Consider the following 17,089-nt stretch of genomic DNA (forward strand, 5'->3'; position numbering starts at 1 on the left):
GCTCCCTCCTCGGACCGCGTAGCCGCATCCTTCACGCCCTACCGTACCGCCTTGTGCTGCGGCCGTGCGGGGAGCGATGTCGTGTTCACTCAGGGCTGCAAACATCCATTCCCCCCGTGTTGTTCCGTATCCTGTGCCCGCACATTCCCGCCGAGTTCGCTCGCGAGCAGTTCGAGGACGCTTCGCACACTCTCACTACGGATATCCGCCCTCTCACCATTCAACCGCAGAGCCGTCACTTTCTCGACGCCGGAGGGCCCGGCCACAGCCACGTAGACCGTGCCGACCGGCTGCCCGTCCTGCGGTTCCGGCCCCGCGACCCCCGTGGTGGAAACGCCCCAGTCCGCGTCGAGAACCCGCCGCACACCGGCCGCCATCCGCAGCGCGACCTCGGGGTCCACCGCGCCGCGCTCCACCAGAAGGGTCGCGTCGACGCCCAGGAGATCCCGCTTCAGGGACGTGGCGTATGCCGTCACCGATCCCCGGAAGGACTGGGAAGCACCGGGCACGGAGGTCAGGTCGGCGGCGACCAGGCCGCCCGTCAGCGATTCGGCGACGGCGAGCGTCTCGCCCCGCGCTCCGAGAAGCCGGAGCACCCGGGCAGCGGCTGTCACCGCTCGGCCTCCGCGGCGTCGCGCGCCTCGGCAGCGCCGCGTACGTCCGTCACGGCGGACCGTACGTCCATCACCGCGGACGGTCCGTCCGTCACGCCGGGCCGTACATCCGTACCACCGGGCGAAACGTCCGTCACACCGGCCACAGCGCCCACGGAAGACCCGGCACCGGCGGCCGGAGCACGGCCGGCGGCCGGTCCGGCACCGACCGCGGTAGCGCCCGCTGAGTCCTGAAGGGCCTCCGTTGCCTCCGCGGCCCGTTCGATCGCGGCGGCGCGCTCCGCGGCGAGACCCATGCGACGCAGGACGACGGCCTGGCGTACGTAATCGAGTCCGGTGACGACCGTCAGCACGACGGCGACCATCATCATCCAGAAGCGCAAGGTCGCCAGGGGCCCGGTGAGCACCAGGACGTACATCCCGGCCGCGGTCCCCTGCGCGAGCGTCTTCAGCTTGCCGCCCCGGCTGGCCGGGATCACCGCATGGCGGATCACCCAGAACCGCATCAGCGTGATACCCAGCTCGCGCGCGATGATCACGCCGGTGATCCACCACGGCAGATCACCCAGGATGGAGAGCGAGACCAGCGCCGCGCCCATGATCGCTTTGTCGGCGATCGGGTCCGCGATCTTCCCGAAGTCCGTGACCAGGTTGTAGGTCCGTGCGAGATGACCGTCGAACAGGTCGGTGATCATCGCGATGGCGAAGGCCGCCCAGGCGAAGGCGCGCCAGACCGGATCGTATCCGCCGTCGTGGAACAGCAGCAGGACGAAGCCGGGCACGAGCAGCAGTCGCACCATGGTCAGGATGTTGGCGATGTTCCACAGGCTGGCCTGGTTGACGGCCGCAGTGCCCAGCTTGCCGCCGCGGACCGGCTTCGCGCCGGAGCCGCCTGCCGCGGATGCCGGGACTCCCGTCATCTGGCTACCTCCGCAAGCTCGTGGTGTTCGGCCACCAGGTCGACGCCCTCGGTGCCCACTGCCTTTGCCTCGACCATACGGCCCGGCACGAGTCCCTCGCGTGTGGTGAAGACCACCTGGCCATCCGTTTCGGGAGCCTGGTGGGCCGCGCGCCCGGTCGCGACCTCGCCGTCGTCCTCCGACTCCACGGACTCCACGAGCACCTGGAGGGTCTCGCCGACGCGCTCCTCGGCCCGCTGCGAGGTCAGCTCCTCGGCCAGCTGGGAGATGTGGGCCAGGCGCTCCGCGATGACGTCGGCGTCCAGCTTGTTCTCGTAGCCGACCGCCTCGGTGCCCTCCTCGTCGGAGTAGCCGAAGACGCCGATCGCGTCGAGGCGGGCGCCGGTGAGGAAGCGTTCCAGCTCGGCGAGGTCCGCCTCGGTCTCGCCGGGGAAGCCGACGATGAAGTTGGATCGGGCGCCGGCCTCGGGGGCCTTGCTCCGGATGGTGTCCAGGAGCTCCAGGAAGCGGTCGGTGTCGCCGAAGCGGCGCATCGTGCGCAGCACGCTCGGGGAGGAGTGCTGGAAGGAGAGGTCGAAGTAGGGGGCGACCTTCGGCGTCGAGGTGAGGACGTCGATGAGGCCGGGGCGCATCTCGGCGGGCTGGAGGTAGCTGACCCGGATCCGCTCGATGCCGTCCACGTCGGCCAGCTCGGGCAGCAGGGTCTCCAGGAGGCGGATGTCGCCGAGGTCCTTGCCGTAGGAGGTGTTGTTCTCGGAGACGAGCATGACCTCCTTGACGCCCTGCTCGGCCAGCCAGCGGGTCTCCTGGAGCACGTCCGAGGGACGCCGCGAGATGAACGAGCCGCGGAAGGAGGGGATGGCGCAGAACGAGCAGCGGCGGTCGCAGCCGGAGGCGAGCTTCACCGAGGCGACGGGGCTGGTGCCGAGCCGGCGGCGCAGCGGTGCCCGCGGCCCGGAGACCGGAGCGACCCCTTCCGGAAGGTCCTCCGGTGCCGGAGCGGGCGTCTCCTGGGCGTGGCCGGGCAGCGCCACGGCGGCGTCCTGCCGCTCGGCGGGGCTGATCGGCAGCAGCTTGCGGCGGTCGCGCGGGGTGTGCGAGGCGTGGATGCCGCCGTTGAGGATGGTCTGGAGCCGGTCGGAGATGTCGGCGTAGTCGTCGAATCCGAGGACGCCGTCCGCCTCCGGCAGTGCCTCGGCGAGGTCCTTGCCGTAGCGCTCGGCCATGCAGCCGACGGCGACGACGGCCTGGGTGCGGCCGTGGTCCTTCAGATCGTTGGCTTCGAGCAGGGCGTCGACGGAGTCCTTCTTGGCGGCTTCGACGAACCCACAGGTGTTGACGACTGCGACATCCGCGTCGGAGGCATCCTCGACGAGGTCCCAGCCGTCCGCTGCCAAGCGGCCTGCAAGCTCCTCCGAGTCCACCTCGTTACGGGCGCAGCCAAGAGTGACAAGGGCGACGGTACGGCGTTCGGGCATGGACTCAAGACTACTTTGTCCCGGCGACCGCCCTGCCGTGCAGGGTTGCCTGCCCCCGCCGCTGTTACTCCCCGTAGCAGACGGACCGGGCGGGGGAACGCCGACGGGCGCCCGGCGCGAGGCCGGACGCCCGTCGGGACGCGGTACGGAGACCGAGGTGCGGCGGATCAGCCGGCCTCGGGGTCGCCCTTGGTGTAGGAGAGCCGTTCGACCTGGCCGGGACCGAAGCGGTCCTCGACCTGCTTGCCGTTGACGAAGAGGTCGATCGCCCCGGCGTCGCCGAGGACGAGGTCGATGCGCTCCTTGTCCTGGAAGGTCTTGGACTCGCCCTGGAGCAGCAGCCCGTCGAAGAGCAGCCGCCCGTTGTGGTCCTTGGCCGAGATCCAGCTCTTGCCGCGGTCCGCGCTGAGCTTGACCGTCACCTTGTCCCGGGGGGCGGCGGCGATGGCGCTCTCGGAGGGCACGGGCTTGAGGTCGGAGGGCTTGGTGGCGGTGGGCTTGGCCGCGGTCTTGTCGGGCTTGGAGCCCTCCGCGATCTGCGCGGTGCTGGAGGGTTCGTCCTCGCCGCTGAAGAGCGTGAAGCCGACGAAACCGATGACGGCGACGATGGCCGCGACCATGGCGGCGGTCCAGTTGGGCCGCCGGGGTTCGGAGCGGATGCGTTCCGCTTCGAACAGCGGCGCCGCGGGGGTCGGGGCGGGACGGCCGCCGTGATCGGCGTCGTACTCCTCGACCAACGGTTCCGGATCGATGCCGACGGCGCGGGCGAACGTGCGGATGTGGCCGCGGGCGTAGACGTCGCCGCCGCAGCGGGAGAAGTCGTCCTGCTCGATCGCGTGCACGATGGGGATGCGCACCCGGGTGGAGCTGCTGACTTCCTCGACCGTCAGACCTGCGGCGATACGAGCCTGCTGAAGGGCACGACCGATCGAAGGCCGGTCGTCTTCGGGGGAGTTGCCGATGGACACGGGGGCGCCTTTCGAGCGTGAGCCACCTGCTGGATGTTCAGTCTAGGGGGGGTACGAAAGGGTGGGGCAACCGGGAGGGACGACTTTGTACGCCATCGGGTTCGCCGGACGGCCCCGCCTCCGGCTCCGGGGTGGAGCGGGGGCGGAGCGCAGCCCCGATCGAGGACTGGGCAACCTGTAGTGGGCCGAACGGGGTGGGGGTAAGGGTGAGGTGGTGACGGAGCGAGCCGCGGGGAGGAGCACGGTTTCGCCCCTCCCTTCAACTGGACGTACGACCGTACGAAACGGTTGCCCACAAAACCTTTACGGAGCGATTTCCGTTACGGAGCGGATTCCCCGCGGATGACGGCCAACACCCCGTCGAGCTCGTCGGGTTTCACCATGACGTCGCGCGCCTTGGATCCCTCGCTGGGTCCGACGATGTTCCGGGACTCCATCAGGTCCATCAGACGGCCCGCCTTGGCGAAGCCGACCCGCAGCTTGCGCTGGAGCATCGAGGTCGACCCGAACTGGGTGGAGACGACCAGTTCGGCCGCCTGGCAGAGCAGGTCCAGGTCGTCGCCGATGTCCTCGTCGATCTCCTTCTTCTGCTTCGTGCCGACCACCACGTCGTCCCGGAAGACCGGGGCCATCTGGTCCTTGCAGTGCTGGACGACGGCCGCGACCTCGTCCTCGGTGACGAACGCGCCCTGCATACGGGTGGGCTTGTTGGCGCCCATCGGGAGGAAGAGCCCGTCGCCCTTGCCGATGAGCTTCTCGGCGCCCGGCTGGTCGAGGATGACGCGGCTGTCGGCGAGGGAAGAGGTGGCGAAGGCGAGCCGGGAGGGCACGTTCGCCTTGATCAGGCCGGTCACCACGTCGACCGAGGGGCGCTGGGTGGCGAGCACGAGGTGGATGCCCGCCGCACGGGCCAGCTGGGTGATGCGGACGATCGAGTCCTCGACGTCGCGCGGGGCCACCATCATCAGGTCGGCCAGCTCGTCGACGATCACCAGCAGGTACGGATACGGGGACAGCTCCCGCTCGCTGCCCTCGGGCGCCTTGCACTTGCCGTTGCGCACCGCGTGGTTGAAGTCGTCGATGTGCCGGTAGCCGAAGTTGGCGAGATCGTCGTAGCGCAGGTCCATCTCCCGCACGACCCACTGGAGCGCCTCGGCGGCCTTCTTGGGGTTGGTGATGATGGGGGTGATGAGGTGGGGGATGCCCTCGTACGCGGTCAGCTCGACGCGCTTGGGGTCGACGAGGACCATCCGCACGTCCTCCGGGGTGGCCCGCACCATGATCGAGGTGATCAGGCAGTTGATGCAGGAGGACTTGCCGGAGCCGGTGGCGCCGGCGACCAGGACGTGCGGCATCTTGGCGAGGTTGGCCATCTCGTAGCCGCCCTCGACGTTCTTGCCGAGCGCCACGAGCATCGGGTGGTCGTCCTCGGCGGCGTCCGCGAGGCGCAGCACATCGCCGAGGTTGACCATCTCGCGGTCGGAGTTGGGAATCTCGATGCCGACGGCGGACTTGCCCGGGATCGGCGAGATGATCCGCACGTCCGGGCTGGCCACGGCGTACGCGATGTTCTTGGCCAGCGCCGTGATCTTCTCGACCTTCACGGCGGGGCCGAGCTCGATCTCGTAGCGGGTGACCGTCGGCCCCCGGGTGAAGCCGGTGACCGCGGCGTCGACCTTGAACTCGGTGAAGACGTTGGTCAGCGAGGCGACGACCGCGTCGTTGGCGGCGCTGCGGGTCTTGCCCGGTCCGCCGCGCTCCAGCAGGTCGAGCGAGGGCAGTGAGTACGTGATGTCGCCGGACAGCTGGAGCTGCTCGGCACGGGCGGGCAGGCCCTCGGAACGCTCCGGTGCGGGCTTGGTCAGATCGGGAACGCCACCGGACCGGCCGGAGGCGTCACCGGAGGGGCCACCGCCGCTCACGTCGTCGGCGTCACCGGAGCGGTCCGACCGGCGACCGGCGACCGCCCCGGCCTTCCCCTCGCCCTTCCGCTCGGCCTCCCGGGCCCCGGGCACCGGCGTCCCGGTGCGTTCCCGGTCCACCGAGACGCCCTGGGTCAGGTCGGCGACGATCGGCGAGGGCGGCATGCCGTTGAGTACGGCCCCGTCGAGCGCGGCGGCAGCGGCGGCAGCGACGTCCACCGCGTCCAGCGGCCGGTCCATCGCGGGCTGCGCGGAAGGCCTGCGGGGCCTCCGGCGCTTGGTGAGCGCCTCCGCCTCGGCCTGGTCGTGGTCGTAGACCGGGTCCGCGTCCGCGCTCCGTGCGCCGCGCCGACGGGTCCGCTCGGGCAGCGCCTCACGCCACTGTTCGTCGTAGCGCTCGTCGTCGTCCTCGTACCGCTCCGCCTCCTCGGGGGTGGGCTCGACGATGCCGAGGCGGATGCCGAGCTGACGCAGCCGCCGCGGAATGGCGTTGACCGGGGTGGCGGTGACGACGAGGAGTCCGAACACGGTCAGCAGCACCAGCAGCGGTACGGCGAGCACCTCGCCCATCATGAAGATCAGCGGCTTGGAGGTCGCCCAGCCGACCAGCCCGCCCGCGTCCTGCATCGCCGCGGTGCCCGCCTCCCGCCCCGGCGAACCGCAGGCGATGTGGACCTGGCCGAGGACCCCGATGACCAGGGCGGACAGCCCGATGACGATACGGCCGTTGGCCTCGGGCCGCTCCGGGTACAGGATCAGTCGGACCGCCATCGCGCCCAGCAGTATCGGCGCGAGCAGATCGAGCCGGCCGAAGGCGCCGGTCACCAGCATCTCGACCAGGTCGCCGACCGGTCCCTGGAGGTTCGACCAGGTGCCCGCGGCGACGACCAGCGCCAGGCCGAGCAGCAGCAGTGCGAGCCCGTCCTTGCGGTGGGCGGGGTCAAGTCCCTTGGCGCCACGCCCTATCGAGCGGAACACCGCGCCGACGCCGTGCGCGGCCCCGAGCCAGACCGCCCGCACCAGCCGGTAGAGGCCTCCGGTGGGCGACGGCGCGGGTTTGGGCGCGGGCTTCTTGGCCACCGCCTTCTTCGCGGGCGCCTTCCTGGCGGGAGCAGCCGACTTCTTCGGTGCGGTCTTCTTCGCGGGCGCGGCTTTCTTCGCCGGGCCCGAGGTACGGCCGACGCGCTTCGCGGTGCCCGCCGTGCCCTGGGAACCCTTGCCGGACGTACGTGAGGCCATGGTGCCGAGGTTACCGCTGTCGTCGCCCGTGAACACGTTCGCCTACTGGTTCACCCGTCCGTGTCGCCTCCGGACGGCCGGGAACTGACGCCGCCTCACGGCGGGGAGTCCGAGATGTCAGCTCTGTGCGGGCAGGACGCCCGCGCTTCCGCCCGTACCCGGCTCCAACGCGTCGAGCGCGCGGCGCAGACCGGTCAGCTTGCGCTCCAGGTGGGCGGCCGTGGCGACCGCCGCGGCGTCCGCGGATTCGTCGTCGAGCTGCTTGGAGAGGGCTTCCGCCTGCTCCTCGACCGCCGCGAGCCGTGCCGAGAGTTCGGCCAGCAGACCGGCCGGCTCCTTCTCCTGCTCGCCGCCCGCGTGGCCGTCGCCCTCCAACTGGAGTCGCAGCAGCGCGGCCTGCTCACGGAGCTTGCAGTTCTTCATGTACAGCTCGACGAAGACCGAGACCTTGGCCCGGAGCACCCACGGGTCGAACGGCTTGGAGATGTAGTCCACCGCACCGGCCGCGTAGCCGCGGAAGGTGTGATGCGGACCGTGGTTGATCGCGGTGAGGAAGATGATCGGGATGTCCCGGGTCCGCTCCCGCCGCTTGATGTGGGCGGCGGTCTCGAAACCGTCCATGCCCGGCATCTGGACGTCCAGCAGAATGACCGCGAAGTCGTCCGTGAGCAGCGCTTTGAGCGCCTCCTCCCCTGACGATGCCCGAACCAGTGTCTGATCGAGCGCCGAGAGGATGGCCTCCAGCGCCAGCAGATTCTCCGGCCGGTCATCGACCAGGAGGATCTTGGCCTTCTGCACCATGGCCCGCCCTCCTCGCCCCGGAAATGCACCGGGTGCCGCCCCAGGGGACGACTCCCTTGCGCCGTCCGTCCTTGTGCCGGTCATGGTAGCCGCACCCCGCCCGTCACCACACCCTGTCACCGCGATGTCACTGTGCACATACCGCAAACGCGGTGGGAGACCAGAAGGTTCCCCGAATGCAGCGCGTTCACACCCGTTCGAGCACAGTCGGTCAACAACTTACGTCAATTCGTTCAATCCTCGATCACTCTCCGTGCATCCACTGCTCCATCACCGCGAGCAGGTGATCAGGATCGACCGGCTTCGTCACATAGTCGGAAGCCCCGCAATCGATGGCCTTCTCCCGGTCGCCCTTCATCGCCTTCGCGGTGAGCGCGACGATCGGCAGTCCGGCGAACTGCGGCATCCGCCGGATCGCGGTCGTCGTCGCGTAACCGTCCATCTCGGGCATCATGATGTCCATCAGTACGACCGTCACATCGTCGTGCTGCTCCAGGACTTCGATGCCCTCGCGGCCGTTCTCCGCGTACAGCACCGACAGCCCGTGCTGCTCCAGCACGCTGGTGAGCGCGAAGACGTTACGGATGTCGTCGTCGACGATGAGCACCTTCTCACCGCGGAAACGGAATGTCCGCCGGGGCGCCGGCTCCTCCGCCGCCGCCTGCCCCTGAGCCTGGCTCTCGCCCTGGTTCCCCTGCACCCACTCCTCCTGCTGCGGGGCGCTCTCGGGCGTGGTCCGGCCGGCCGGCAGCGCGGCCCTGCGGGCCGCGTCCCCCAGGGCCTTGCGCCGCCGGAACATCCCGGCGGAGTTGGCCGGGTCGCCGTACGGAGCCGACTGGCCCTGCGGCGACTGCGCCTGGCCCATCTCGCCCGCACCGCCCAGCACCTCGGCGGAACCGGAACCCACCGGGGGGTAGCCCTGGGGCGGCAGTTCGGCGCGGTGCAGCGGCAGGTACAGGGTGAAGGTGGAGCCGCGTCCGGGCTCGCTCGCCGCGTGGATCTCGCCGCCCAGCAGCCGTGCGATCTCCCGGCTGATGGAGAGGCCGAGGCCGGTGCCGCCGTACTTCCGGCTCGTCGTGCCGTCCGCCTGCTTGAACGCCTCGAAGATCACCAGCATCTTGCTGGACGCGATCCCGATCCCGGTGTCGGTGACCGAGAACGCGATCAGATCGGCGTCCGCGTCCCGCAGCGAACCCGCCTCCAGCAGGTGTTCCCGGATCGCGTTCGGCACATCGGCGCCGGCCGGCCGGATCACCAGCTCCACCGCACCGCCGTCGGTGAACTTCACCGCGTTGGACAGCAGGTTGCGCAGCACCTGGAGCAGCCGCTGCTCGTCGGTGTGCAGCGTCGCGGGAAGCTCCGGCGACACCCGCACGGAGAAGTCGAGACCCTTCTCCGCGGTGAGCGGGCGGAAGGTCGCCTCCACGTAGTCGACCAGCTGCACCAGCGCGATCCGGGTCGGGCTGACGTCCATCTTGCCCGCCTCGACCTTCGACAGGTCCAGGATGTCGTTGATCAGCTGGAGCAGGTCGGAACCGGCCCCGTGGATGGTCTCGGCGAATTCCACCTGCTTCGGCGAGAGATTGCCCTCGGCGTTGTCCGCCAGCAACTTGGCCAGGATCAGCAGCGAGTTGAGCGGGGTGCGCAACTCGTGCGACATGTTCGCCAGGAACTCGGACTTGTAGCGCATCGAGACCGCGAGCTGCTCGGCGCGCTCCTCCAGCACCTGCCGCGCCTCCTCGATCTCGGTGTTCTTCACCTCGATGTCGCGGTTCTGCTGGGCCAGCAGCTCGGCCTTCTCCTCCAGTTCGGCGTTGGACGCCTGGAGGGCCTTCTGCCGGTTCTCCAACTCCTGTGATCGGTCGCGCAGTTGTTCGGTCAGCTCCTGCGACTGCTCCAGCAGCTTCTCGGTCTTGGTGTTGACGCTGATGGTGTTGACGCTCGTCGCGATCATCTCGGCGAGCTGGTTGAGGAAGTCCCGCTGAATGTGTGTGAACGGCTGGAACGAGGCCAGTTCGATCACACCGAGGACCTTGCCCTCGAAGAGCACCGGCAGCACGATCACATGCGCCGGAGGGGCCTCCCCGAGACCGGAGGAGATCTTCAGATACCCCGGCGGCACGTTGTCCACCTGGATCGTCCGCTTCTCCTCGGCCGCCGTCCCGATGAGCGTCTCACCGGGCCGGAAGGAGGTCGGCATCGAACCCGCCGAGTAGCCGTAACTCCCCCGCATCCGCAGCTCGTACGAACCGGCCGCCCCGTTGTCCGGACCCACCTCGTCCGAGTCGCCGGCCGCCATCGCCAGGAAGAACGCGCCGTGCTGAGCCGAGACCACCGGCGTCAGCTCGCTCATGATCAGCGAGGCCACGTCGTCCAGATCGCGGCGGCCCTGCATCAGACCGGAGATCCGGGCGAGGTTGCCCTTCAGCCAGTCCTGCTCCTTGTTGGCGAGCGTGGTGTCGCGCAGGTTCGCGATCATCGTGTTGATGTTGTCCTGGAGGACCTGGATCTCCCCGGCCGCGTCCACGTCGATCTTGAGGTTCAGATCGCCCCGCGTCACCGCGGTGGCGACGGCCGCGATGGCACGGACCTGACGGGTCAGGTTCCCGGCCATCTCGTTCACCGACTCGGTGAGGTCGCGCCAGGTGCCGTCCACGTCCCGCACCCGCGCCTGACCGCCCAACTGCCCCTCGGTGCCCACCTCGCGGGCGACCCGGGTCACCTGCTCCGCGAACGAGGACAGCTGGTCGACCATCGTGTTGATGGTGTTCTTCAGCTCCTGGATCTCACCGCGCGCGTCGATGTCGATCTTCTTGGTCAGGTCGCCCTTGGCGATGGCGGTGGTGACCGTGGCGATCTGCCGCACCTGACCGGTCAGGTTGGAGGCCATCGAGTTCACGGACTCGGTGAGGTCCTTCCACGTACCGGCGACTCCCGGCACCCGGGCCTGGCCGCCCAGCTCCCCTTCCGTACCCACCTCACGGGCCACCCGCGTGACCTCGTCGGCGAACGAGGACAGCGTCGTCACCATCGTGTTGACGGTGTCGGCCAGCTCCGCGACCTCGCCGCGTGCCTCCACGGTGACCTTCTTCGTCAGATCGCCGTTGGCGACCGCGGAGGAGACCCGGGAGATGTTGCGCACCTGGCTGGTCAGGTTGTTGGCCATCAGGTTGACGTTCTCGCTGAGGTCCTTCCAGATGCCGGTCGCCCCGCGCACCCGCGCCTGACCGCCGAGGATCCCCTCGGTGCCCACCTCACGTGCCACCCGGGACACCTCGTCGGCGAAGTTCAGCAGCTGGTCGACCATCGTGTTGACGGTCGTGACCAGTTCGAGGATCTCGCCCTTGGCGTCGACGGTGATCTTCTTGGAGAGATCGCCCTTGGCGACCGCGGTGGTGACCTCGGCGATGTTGCGGACCTGGAGGGTCAGGTTGTTCGCCATGCCGTTGACGGACTGGGTGAGGTCCTTCCACGTACCGGACACGCCCTGCACCTCGGCCTGACCGCCGAGGATGCCCTCCGTACCCACCTCGCGGGCGACCCGCGTCACCTGCTCCGCGAAGTTGGACAGCTGGTCCACCATCGTGTTGAGGGTGTTCTTCAGCTCCAGGATCTCGCCCCGGGCGTCCACGTCGATCTTCTGCGACAGGTCACCGCGCGCCACCGCCGTGGCGACCTGCGCGATGTTACGGACCTGAGCGGTGAGGTTCCCCGCCATGCCGTTCACCGAGTCGGTGAGATCGCGCCACACTCCGGCGACGCCGGGCACCTGCGCCTGACCGCCCAGCCGCCCGTCCGTACCCACCTCACGGGCCACCCTGGTGACCTGGTCGGCGAAGGCGGACAGCTGGTCGACCATCGTGTTGATGGTGTTCTTCAGCTCCAGGATCTCGCCCCGGGCGTCCACGTCGATCTTCTGCGACAGGTCGCCCCGCGCCACCGCCGTCGTCACCTGCGCGATCTGCCTCACCTGGGAGGTGAGGTTCCCGGCCATGAAGTTGACGGAGTCCGTCAGCTCCTTCCACGTACCCGAGACGCCGTCCACCCGCGCCTGACCGCCGAGGCGGCCCTCGGTGCCCACGTCCCGGGCCATCCGCGTCACCTGGTCGGCGAAGCTGGACAGCTGCGCCACCATCGTGTTGACGGTGTTCTTCAGCTCCAGCATCTCGCCGGCCACGTCCACGGTGACCTTCTGCGACAGGTCACCGTTGGCGACCGCCGTGGTGACCTGCGCGATGTCCCGGACCTGACCGGTCAGGTTGCGGAACGCGGTGTTCACCGAGTCGGTGAGGTCCTTCCACGTCCCGGCCGCGCCCGGCACCTCGGCCTGGCCGCCGAGCCGGCCCTCGACGCCGACCTCCCGGGCCACCCGGGTCACCTCGGAACCGAAGGACTGGAGCTGGTCCACCATCGTGTTGACGGTGTTCTTCAGCTCCAGCATCTCCCCGGCCACGTCGACCGTGACCTTCTGGGACATGTCGCCGCTGGCCACCGCGGTCGTCACCTGCGCGATGTCGCGCACCTGTGTCGTCAGGTTCCGGAAGACCGTGTTCACCGAGTCGGTGAGGTCCTTCCACGTCCCCGCAGCGCCCGGCACCTGCGCCTGACCGCCGAGGAGCCCCTCGCCACCGACCTCGCTCGCCACGCGTGTCACTTCGTCCGCGAAGGTGCGCAGCGTCTCGGTCATCTGGTTGATCGTCTCGGCGAGCTGCGCGACCTCGCCACGCGCGCTCACCGTGACCTTCTGCGTCAGGTCACCGCTGGCGACCGCCGTCGTCACCTCCGCGATACCGCGTACCTGAGAGGTGAGGTTGCCCGCCATCGTGTTGACGGAGTCGGTGAGGTCCTTCCACACACCGGCCACACCCGGCACGGTCGCCTGACCGCCCAGCTCGCCCTCGGTGCCCACCTCACGGGCGACCCGCGTCACCTCGGAGGAGAACGAGGAGAGCTGGTCGACCATCGTGTTGACGGTGTTCTTCAGCTGGAGCATCTCACCGGCCACATGGACGGTGACCTTCCGCGACAGATCACCCTTGGCGACCGCCGTCGTCACCAGCGCGATGTCCCGCACCTGGGCGGTCAGCCGGTACGCCATCGTGTTGACGGAGTCCGTGAGGTCCTTCCAGGACCCGGACATGCCGCGCACCTGCGCCTGGCCGCCGAGCTTGCCCTCGGTCCCCACCTCGACGGCGACCCTGGTCACCTGCTCGGTGAAGACCGACAGCTGGTCGACCAGGTTGTTGACCGTACGGGCGACCTTCAGGAACTCACCGCGCAGCGGCCGGACCGTCTCGTCCTGCGTGTGCGACCGCAGCTCCATCCGCTGCTCCAGGTCACCGTCGGCGACCGCCGACAGGACCCGGCCCACCTCGGAGACCGGTCGCGAGAGATCGTCGACGAGCTCGTTGGAGGCGTCGATCGCGGCGGCCCAGGAACCCTCGCAGGCGCCCGTCTCCAGCCGCTCCGTGAGTTTCCCCTCCCGCCCGACCACACGCCGTACGCGCGCCAGCTCACCGGTGAGATGAAGGTTCCGGTCGGCGACCTCGTTGAAGACCGCCGCGATCTCCGTCATCACGCCGTCGCCGGAGACGGTGAGCCGCCGGCGGAAATTGCCGTCGCGCATCGCCACGAGGCCCGCCAGCAACCTGTTCAGAGCTGCCGCGTCCACTTCGACGGTGCCATTGCGCTGCTTTTTCACGGACTGTCCGCCTTTTGTACGCGCCTTCGAACCCTGCGCCGCCACGCCAGACTCCACCGTGTCCCTCCCGCAGGGGTTGACCGTTTCACTCGGGCCTATCCGGAAGCTTGCCCAGTTCCACTTTGGCTCACCGCCACAGCACACCGTCAACGGGCGACCGGGCGGACGTCAAATCGTTGCAACGTACCAGGCCGGAACAGGTTCGCGGGCAACCTGTGCCGGTTGCCCCCCATCCCTTGCACCGGGAGTCCATACTTGTGCGCCCGCGCACCACCACCGGGCGGCTTGTCCCGAACTCGGCCCTCGTGTACCCGGCACCCTTGAGATACGTCTAGCCTGGCAAGCGAATCGAAGCGGCGATAAACGGGCACAGGACTCGGGGAAGCGACGAGACACCAATATGGGGAGTGCTGTGATCACCGCGCGGGCGGCCGCCACCTTCGAACCGGTCGGGCGCTCGGTCGCGACCGCCCGCGCCTTCGTCCGGGACACGCTCCAGGGGTGGGGCTACAACGATGTCGTCGACGACGCCGTCGTCCTCACCAGCGAGCTCGTGACCAACGCCGTCGTGCACGCGGGGACGGCGGCCGACGTGCTGTGCCTGCGCACCGGCGACGGCGTCCGCGTCGAGGTCTCCGACCACTACCCGGAGCGCGAGGTCCCGCTCCAGAGCAACGGACTCGACTTCGGCAGCCCCGACCGCGAGAACGGCCGCGGCCTGCTGCTCTGCGCCGCCCTTGCCTCCCGCTGGGGCGTCGAGTACTCCCCCACGCGCAAGCACGTCTGGTTCCAGCTGGACCTGCCCGACCGGCCGGTGGGCATCCGCTCCGCGGGCCCGGTCCTGCCGACCTCCCTCCTCCCCGTCACCGACCAGCGGATCCGGGTCGCCGTCGTCCAGATCGACAGCACCGGCGCGATCAGCGCGTGGAACGACGACGCCGCGTACGTCTTCGGGCACACCGCGGAACAGGTCAGCGGGAAGCAGTTCACCGACTTCGTGGCCTGGCCGCACACCCCGGGGACCAACACCGGCATCGCCGACGCCCTCCAGCTCTCCCGCTGGGAGGGCAGCTACGGCCTCCGCGGCGCCGACGGCCGGACCATCGCCGTCTACTCCTCGCACCTGCGGGTCCGCGACACCGACGGCGAACCCTCCACGGTCTGCCTCCTCGTGCGCGACGACGAGCGCGCGGTCCTGCAGTCCCCGGTCCGAGCCCCGGTCTCCGACACCTCGTCCGACAACCGCACAGCGGACCCGTTCGAGGTCTTCATCGGATCCCCCGCCCCCGACGACCTCGACGGCCTCCTCCAGCGGACGGTCGAGCGGGCCCGCGACATGCTCGACGCCGACGCGGCGTTCCTCCTGCTCGCCACGGACGACGAGACGGAGCTGGAGGTCCGCGCCACGACGGGACTCCCCTCGGCCCGCCAGCGCTTCGCCCGGGTCCCCGTCGAAGCCGGCACGGGACGTTACGGCTCCGCCCGGATGCCGGCCGTCCACGACGACCTGACCGCCGTCCCCGGCGCCGTGCCGCTGCTCACCGACACCGGGATGCGCTCGGTCGTCACGGTCCCGCTGAAGGTCGAGGGCCGTCTCACCGGCTCCCTCGGCGTCGCGGCGGAGGGCGCGGGCCGCTACTCGAACGAGGAGGCCCTGCGCCTCCAGTTCGCGGCGGACCGCATCGCGCTCGCCGTGGAGTCCGCCCGCCTCGGCGAGCTGGAACGGCTGCGCCGCGGCTCCCTGTCCTTCCTCGTCGAGGCCTCCGACCTGCTGGCCGGCACGCTCGACCGGGACCAGACCCTGGCGCTCATGGCCCAGATGACGGTCCCGACCCTGGCCACCTGGTGCGCCGTCTACACGATCGCGGACCAGTCCTCCGAGCCGTACCTCTCGTACGTGCTCCACGAGGACGAGGACCTCATCGACGGCCTCAAGGCCCTGCTCTCCACGATCGCACCGCCGGATCCGGTACCGACCCCGGGCGCCCGGGTCTGGGCCGCCCCCTCGGAGGCCGGTCACAAGGCCGCGCTCAGCACCTCGACGCGCAGCCTGCAGCACGACGCCCCGCTGAGCATGAGCACGGCCACCCGCACCACGCTGGCCACGGCCCAGGCGGTCGGCGGCGAGACGGTGGTCCTCCCGCTGGTGGCCCGCAACCGCGTGATCGGCATGCTGACGCTCGGGAAGCCCTCGGACGACCACTTCCGCCAGGAGATCCTGGAACTGGCGGAGGACCTGTCCCGCAGAGCCGCCCTGGCCCTGGACAACGCCCGCCTGTACTCGGAGCGCATGGCGATCAGCCAGTCCCTCCAGCGCAGCCTGCTCCCCCCGGGCCTCCCCGACGTGCCGAACGTCGAGATCGAGGTGATCTACCGCGCCGCGGGCGAGGGCAACGAGGTCGGCGGCGACTTCTACGACGTCTTCCCGATCAGCGACGGCGCGTACGGCTTCGCCATCGGCGACGTCTGCGGTACGGGCCCGGAGGCGGCCGCCGTCACGGGCCTGGCCCGCCACGCGCTGCGCCTGCTCGCCCGCGAGGGCTTCGGCGGCCCCGCGGTCCTGGAGCGCCTCAACGCGGCCATCCTCGACGAGGGCGCCCGCAGCCGCTTCCTCACCCTCCTGTACGGCGAGCTGTGGCCCCAGGAGGACGGCAGCGCCCTCCTGAAGGTCGTCTGCGCCGGCCACCCACTGCCGCTGCGCCTGCGCCAGGACGGCTCCGTCGAGTCGGCCGCGGAACCGCAGCCCCTGCTCGGCGTGATCGACGATCTCGACCTGTACGAGCAGGAGGTCGTCCTCAACCCGGGCGACGTCCTCCTGTGCGTCACGGACGGCGTCACCGAACGCCGCGAGGGAACCCGCATGCTGGGCGACGACGGCCTCGCGGACGTCCTGTCGACCTGTACGGGCCTGACGGCCGGGGCGGTCGCCTCACGCATCCTGCGGGCCGTGGAACGCTTCGCCGCCGAGCCGGCCTCGGACGACATGGCGATCCTGGCCATGCGTGTCCCGGAGCCTCCCCTCGTCTGATCCGACTCCACCAACGCGAAAGGCCCCCGCCATGAGGCGGGGGCCTTTCGTTGTGTTCTGAGCCCCAATGCGGAATCGAACCGCAGACCTTCTCCTTACCATGGAGACGCTCTACCGACTGAGCTATTGGGGCCTCGTTGCGCTGTGGCAACGAGGTAAACCATACACGGGATCCGGCGATGCTCATAATCGCGGCCGGCCCGGATCACGGCCCTCGACCAGCCCTTCCAAGGGACGCCGGAGCGCGGGTTACCGCCGATCGTGCCTGGCCCGGAACGCAGGAAAGCCCCGCACCATACGGTGCGGGGCTTTCCCAGAAAAAATGTTCGGCGGCGTCCTACTCTCCCACAGGGTCCCCCCTGCAGTACCATCGGCGCTGAAAGGCTTAGCTTCCGGGTTCGGAATGTAACCGGGCGTT

Annotated in this window: 8 protein-coding genes, 1 tRNA gene and 1 rRNA gene; 1 reads left to right on the top strand and 9 read right to left on the bottom strand. The window is 69.8% G+C overall.

What is annotated here, in order from left to right; translation table 11 throughout:
- Positions 1 to 89: 89 nt before the first annotated feature.
- The 7 genes from ACFWRV_RS30655 to ACFWRV_RS30685 all read right to left on the bottom strand — a co-directional run bounded on the left by ACFWRV_RS30655 (position 90) and on the right by ACFWRV_RS30685 (position 13,643).
- Positions 90 to 614, bottom strand: coding sequence for a CinA family protein (locus ACFWRV_RS30655; RefSeq protein WP_384339167.1), 525 nt, complete (start codon positions 612 to 614; stop codon positions 90 to 92).
- Entirely contained in the window at positions 611 to 1,534 is a 924-nt protein-coding gene (gene pgsA / locus ACFWRV_RS30660) for a CDP-diacylglycerol--glycerol-3-phosphate 3-phosphatidyltransferase (protein ID WP_384339169.1), read from the bottom strand. Before pgsA ends, ACFWRV_RS30655 begins: the two co-directional genes overlap by 4 nt.
- Positions 1,531 to 3,012, bottom strand: a complete 1,482-nt coding sequence (gene rimO / locus ACFWRV_RS30665; protein WP_384339170.1) for a 30S ribosomal protein S12 methylthiotransferase RimO — start codon at positions 3,010 to 3,012, stop codon at positions 1,531 to 1,533. Before rimO ends, pgsA begins: the two co-directional genes overlap by 4 nt.
- 167 nt (positions 3,013 to 3,179) lie before the next feature.
- Entirely contained in the window at positions 3,180 to 3,980 is an 801-nt protein-coding gene (locus tag ACFWRV_RS30670; protein ID WP_384339171.1) for a RodZ domain-containing protein, read from the bottom strand.
- Between the two features lie 320 nt (positions 3,981 to 4,300).
- Entirely contained in the window at positions 4,301 to 7,141 is a 2,841-nt protein-coding gene (locus ACFWRV_RS30675) for a DNA translocase FtsK (RefSeq protein WP_384339172.1), read from the bottom strand.
- A 117-nt stretch (positions 7,142 to 7,258) separates the two neighbouring features.
- Positions 7,259 to 7,942, bottom strand: a complete 684-nt coding sequence (locus ACFWRV_RS30680) for a two-component system response regulator (RefSeq protein ID WP_384339173.1) — start codon at positions 7,940 to 7,942, stop codon at positions 7,259 to 7,261.
- Positions 7,943 to 8,186: 244 nt separating this feature from the next.
- Complete coding sequence (locus ACFWRV_RS30685) at positions 8,187 to 13,643, bottom strand: HAMP domain-containing protein (RefSeq protein ID WP_384339174.1); 5,457 nt, start codon at positions 13,641 to 13,643, stop codon at positions 8,187 to 8,189.
- A 400-nt stretch (positions 13,644 to 14,043) separates the two neighbouring features.
- Here ACFWRV_RS30685 and ACFWRV_RS30690 point away from each other — a divergent pair, with 400 nt between their 5' ends.
- Positions 14,044 to 16,671 carry a SpoIIE family protein phosphatase gene (locus ACFWRV_RS30690; RefSeq protein ID WP_384339175.1) on the top strand — a complete coding sequence of 876 codons (2,628 nt, stop codon included), beginning with the start codon at positions 14,044 to 14,046 and terminating at the stop codon, positions 16,669 to 16,671.
- Positions 16,672 to 16,731: 60 nt separating this feature from the next.
- On the opposite strand, the gene ACFWRV_RS30695 is transcribed toward ACFWRV_RS30690, so the two are convergent.
- Positions 16,732 to 16,804: transfer RNA gene (locus ACFWRV_RS30695), tRNA-Thr, on the bottom strand.
- Between the two features lie 191 nt (positions 16,805 to 16,995).
- A 5S ribosomal RNA gene (rrf, locus tag ACFWRV_RS30700) occupies positions 16,996 to 17,089 on the bottom strand; the annotation flags it as partial.

Origin of the sequence: Streptomyces sp. NPDC058576 (assembly GCF_042718715.1) — a bacterium.
Lineage (GTDB): Bacteria > Actinomycetota > Actinomycetes > Streptomycetales > Streptomycetaceae > Streptomyces.

Coding starts and splice junctions, on each gene's coding strand:
- rimO (WP_384339170.1), bottom strand. CDS start 3,012: ATGCCCGAACGCCGTACCGTCGCCCTTGTCACTCTTGGCTGCGCCCGT.
- pgsA (WP_384339169.1), bottom strand. CDS start 1,534: ATGACGGGAGTCCCGGCATCCGCGGCAGGCGGCTCCGGCGCGAAGCCG.
- ACFWRV_RS30680 (WP_384339173.1), bottom strand. CDS start 7,942: ATGGTGCAGAAGGCCAAGATCCTCCTGGTCGATGACCGGCCGGAGAAT.
- ACFWRV_RS30675 (WP_384339172.1), bottom strand. CDS start 7,141: ATGGCCTCACGTACGTCCGGCAAGGGTTCCCAGGGCACGGCGGGCACC.
- ACFWRV_RS30690 (WP_384339175.1), top strand. CDS start 14,044: ATGGGGAGTGCTGTGATCACCGCGCGGGCGGCCGCCACCTTCGAACCG.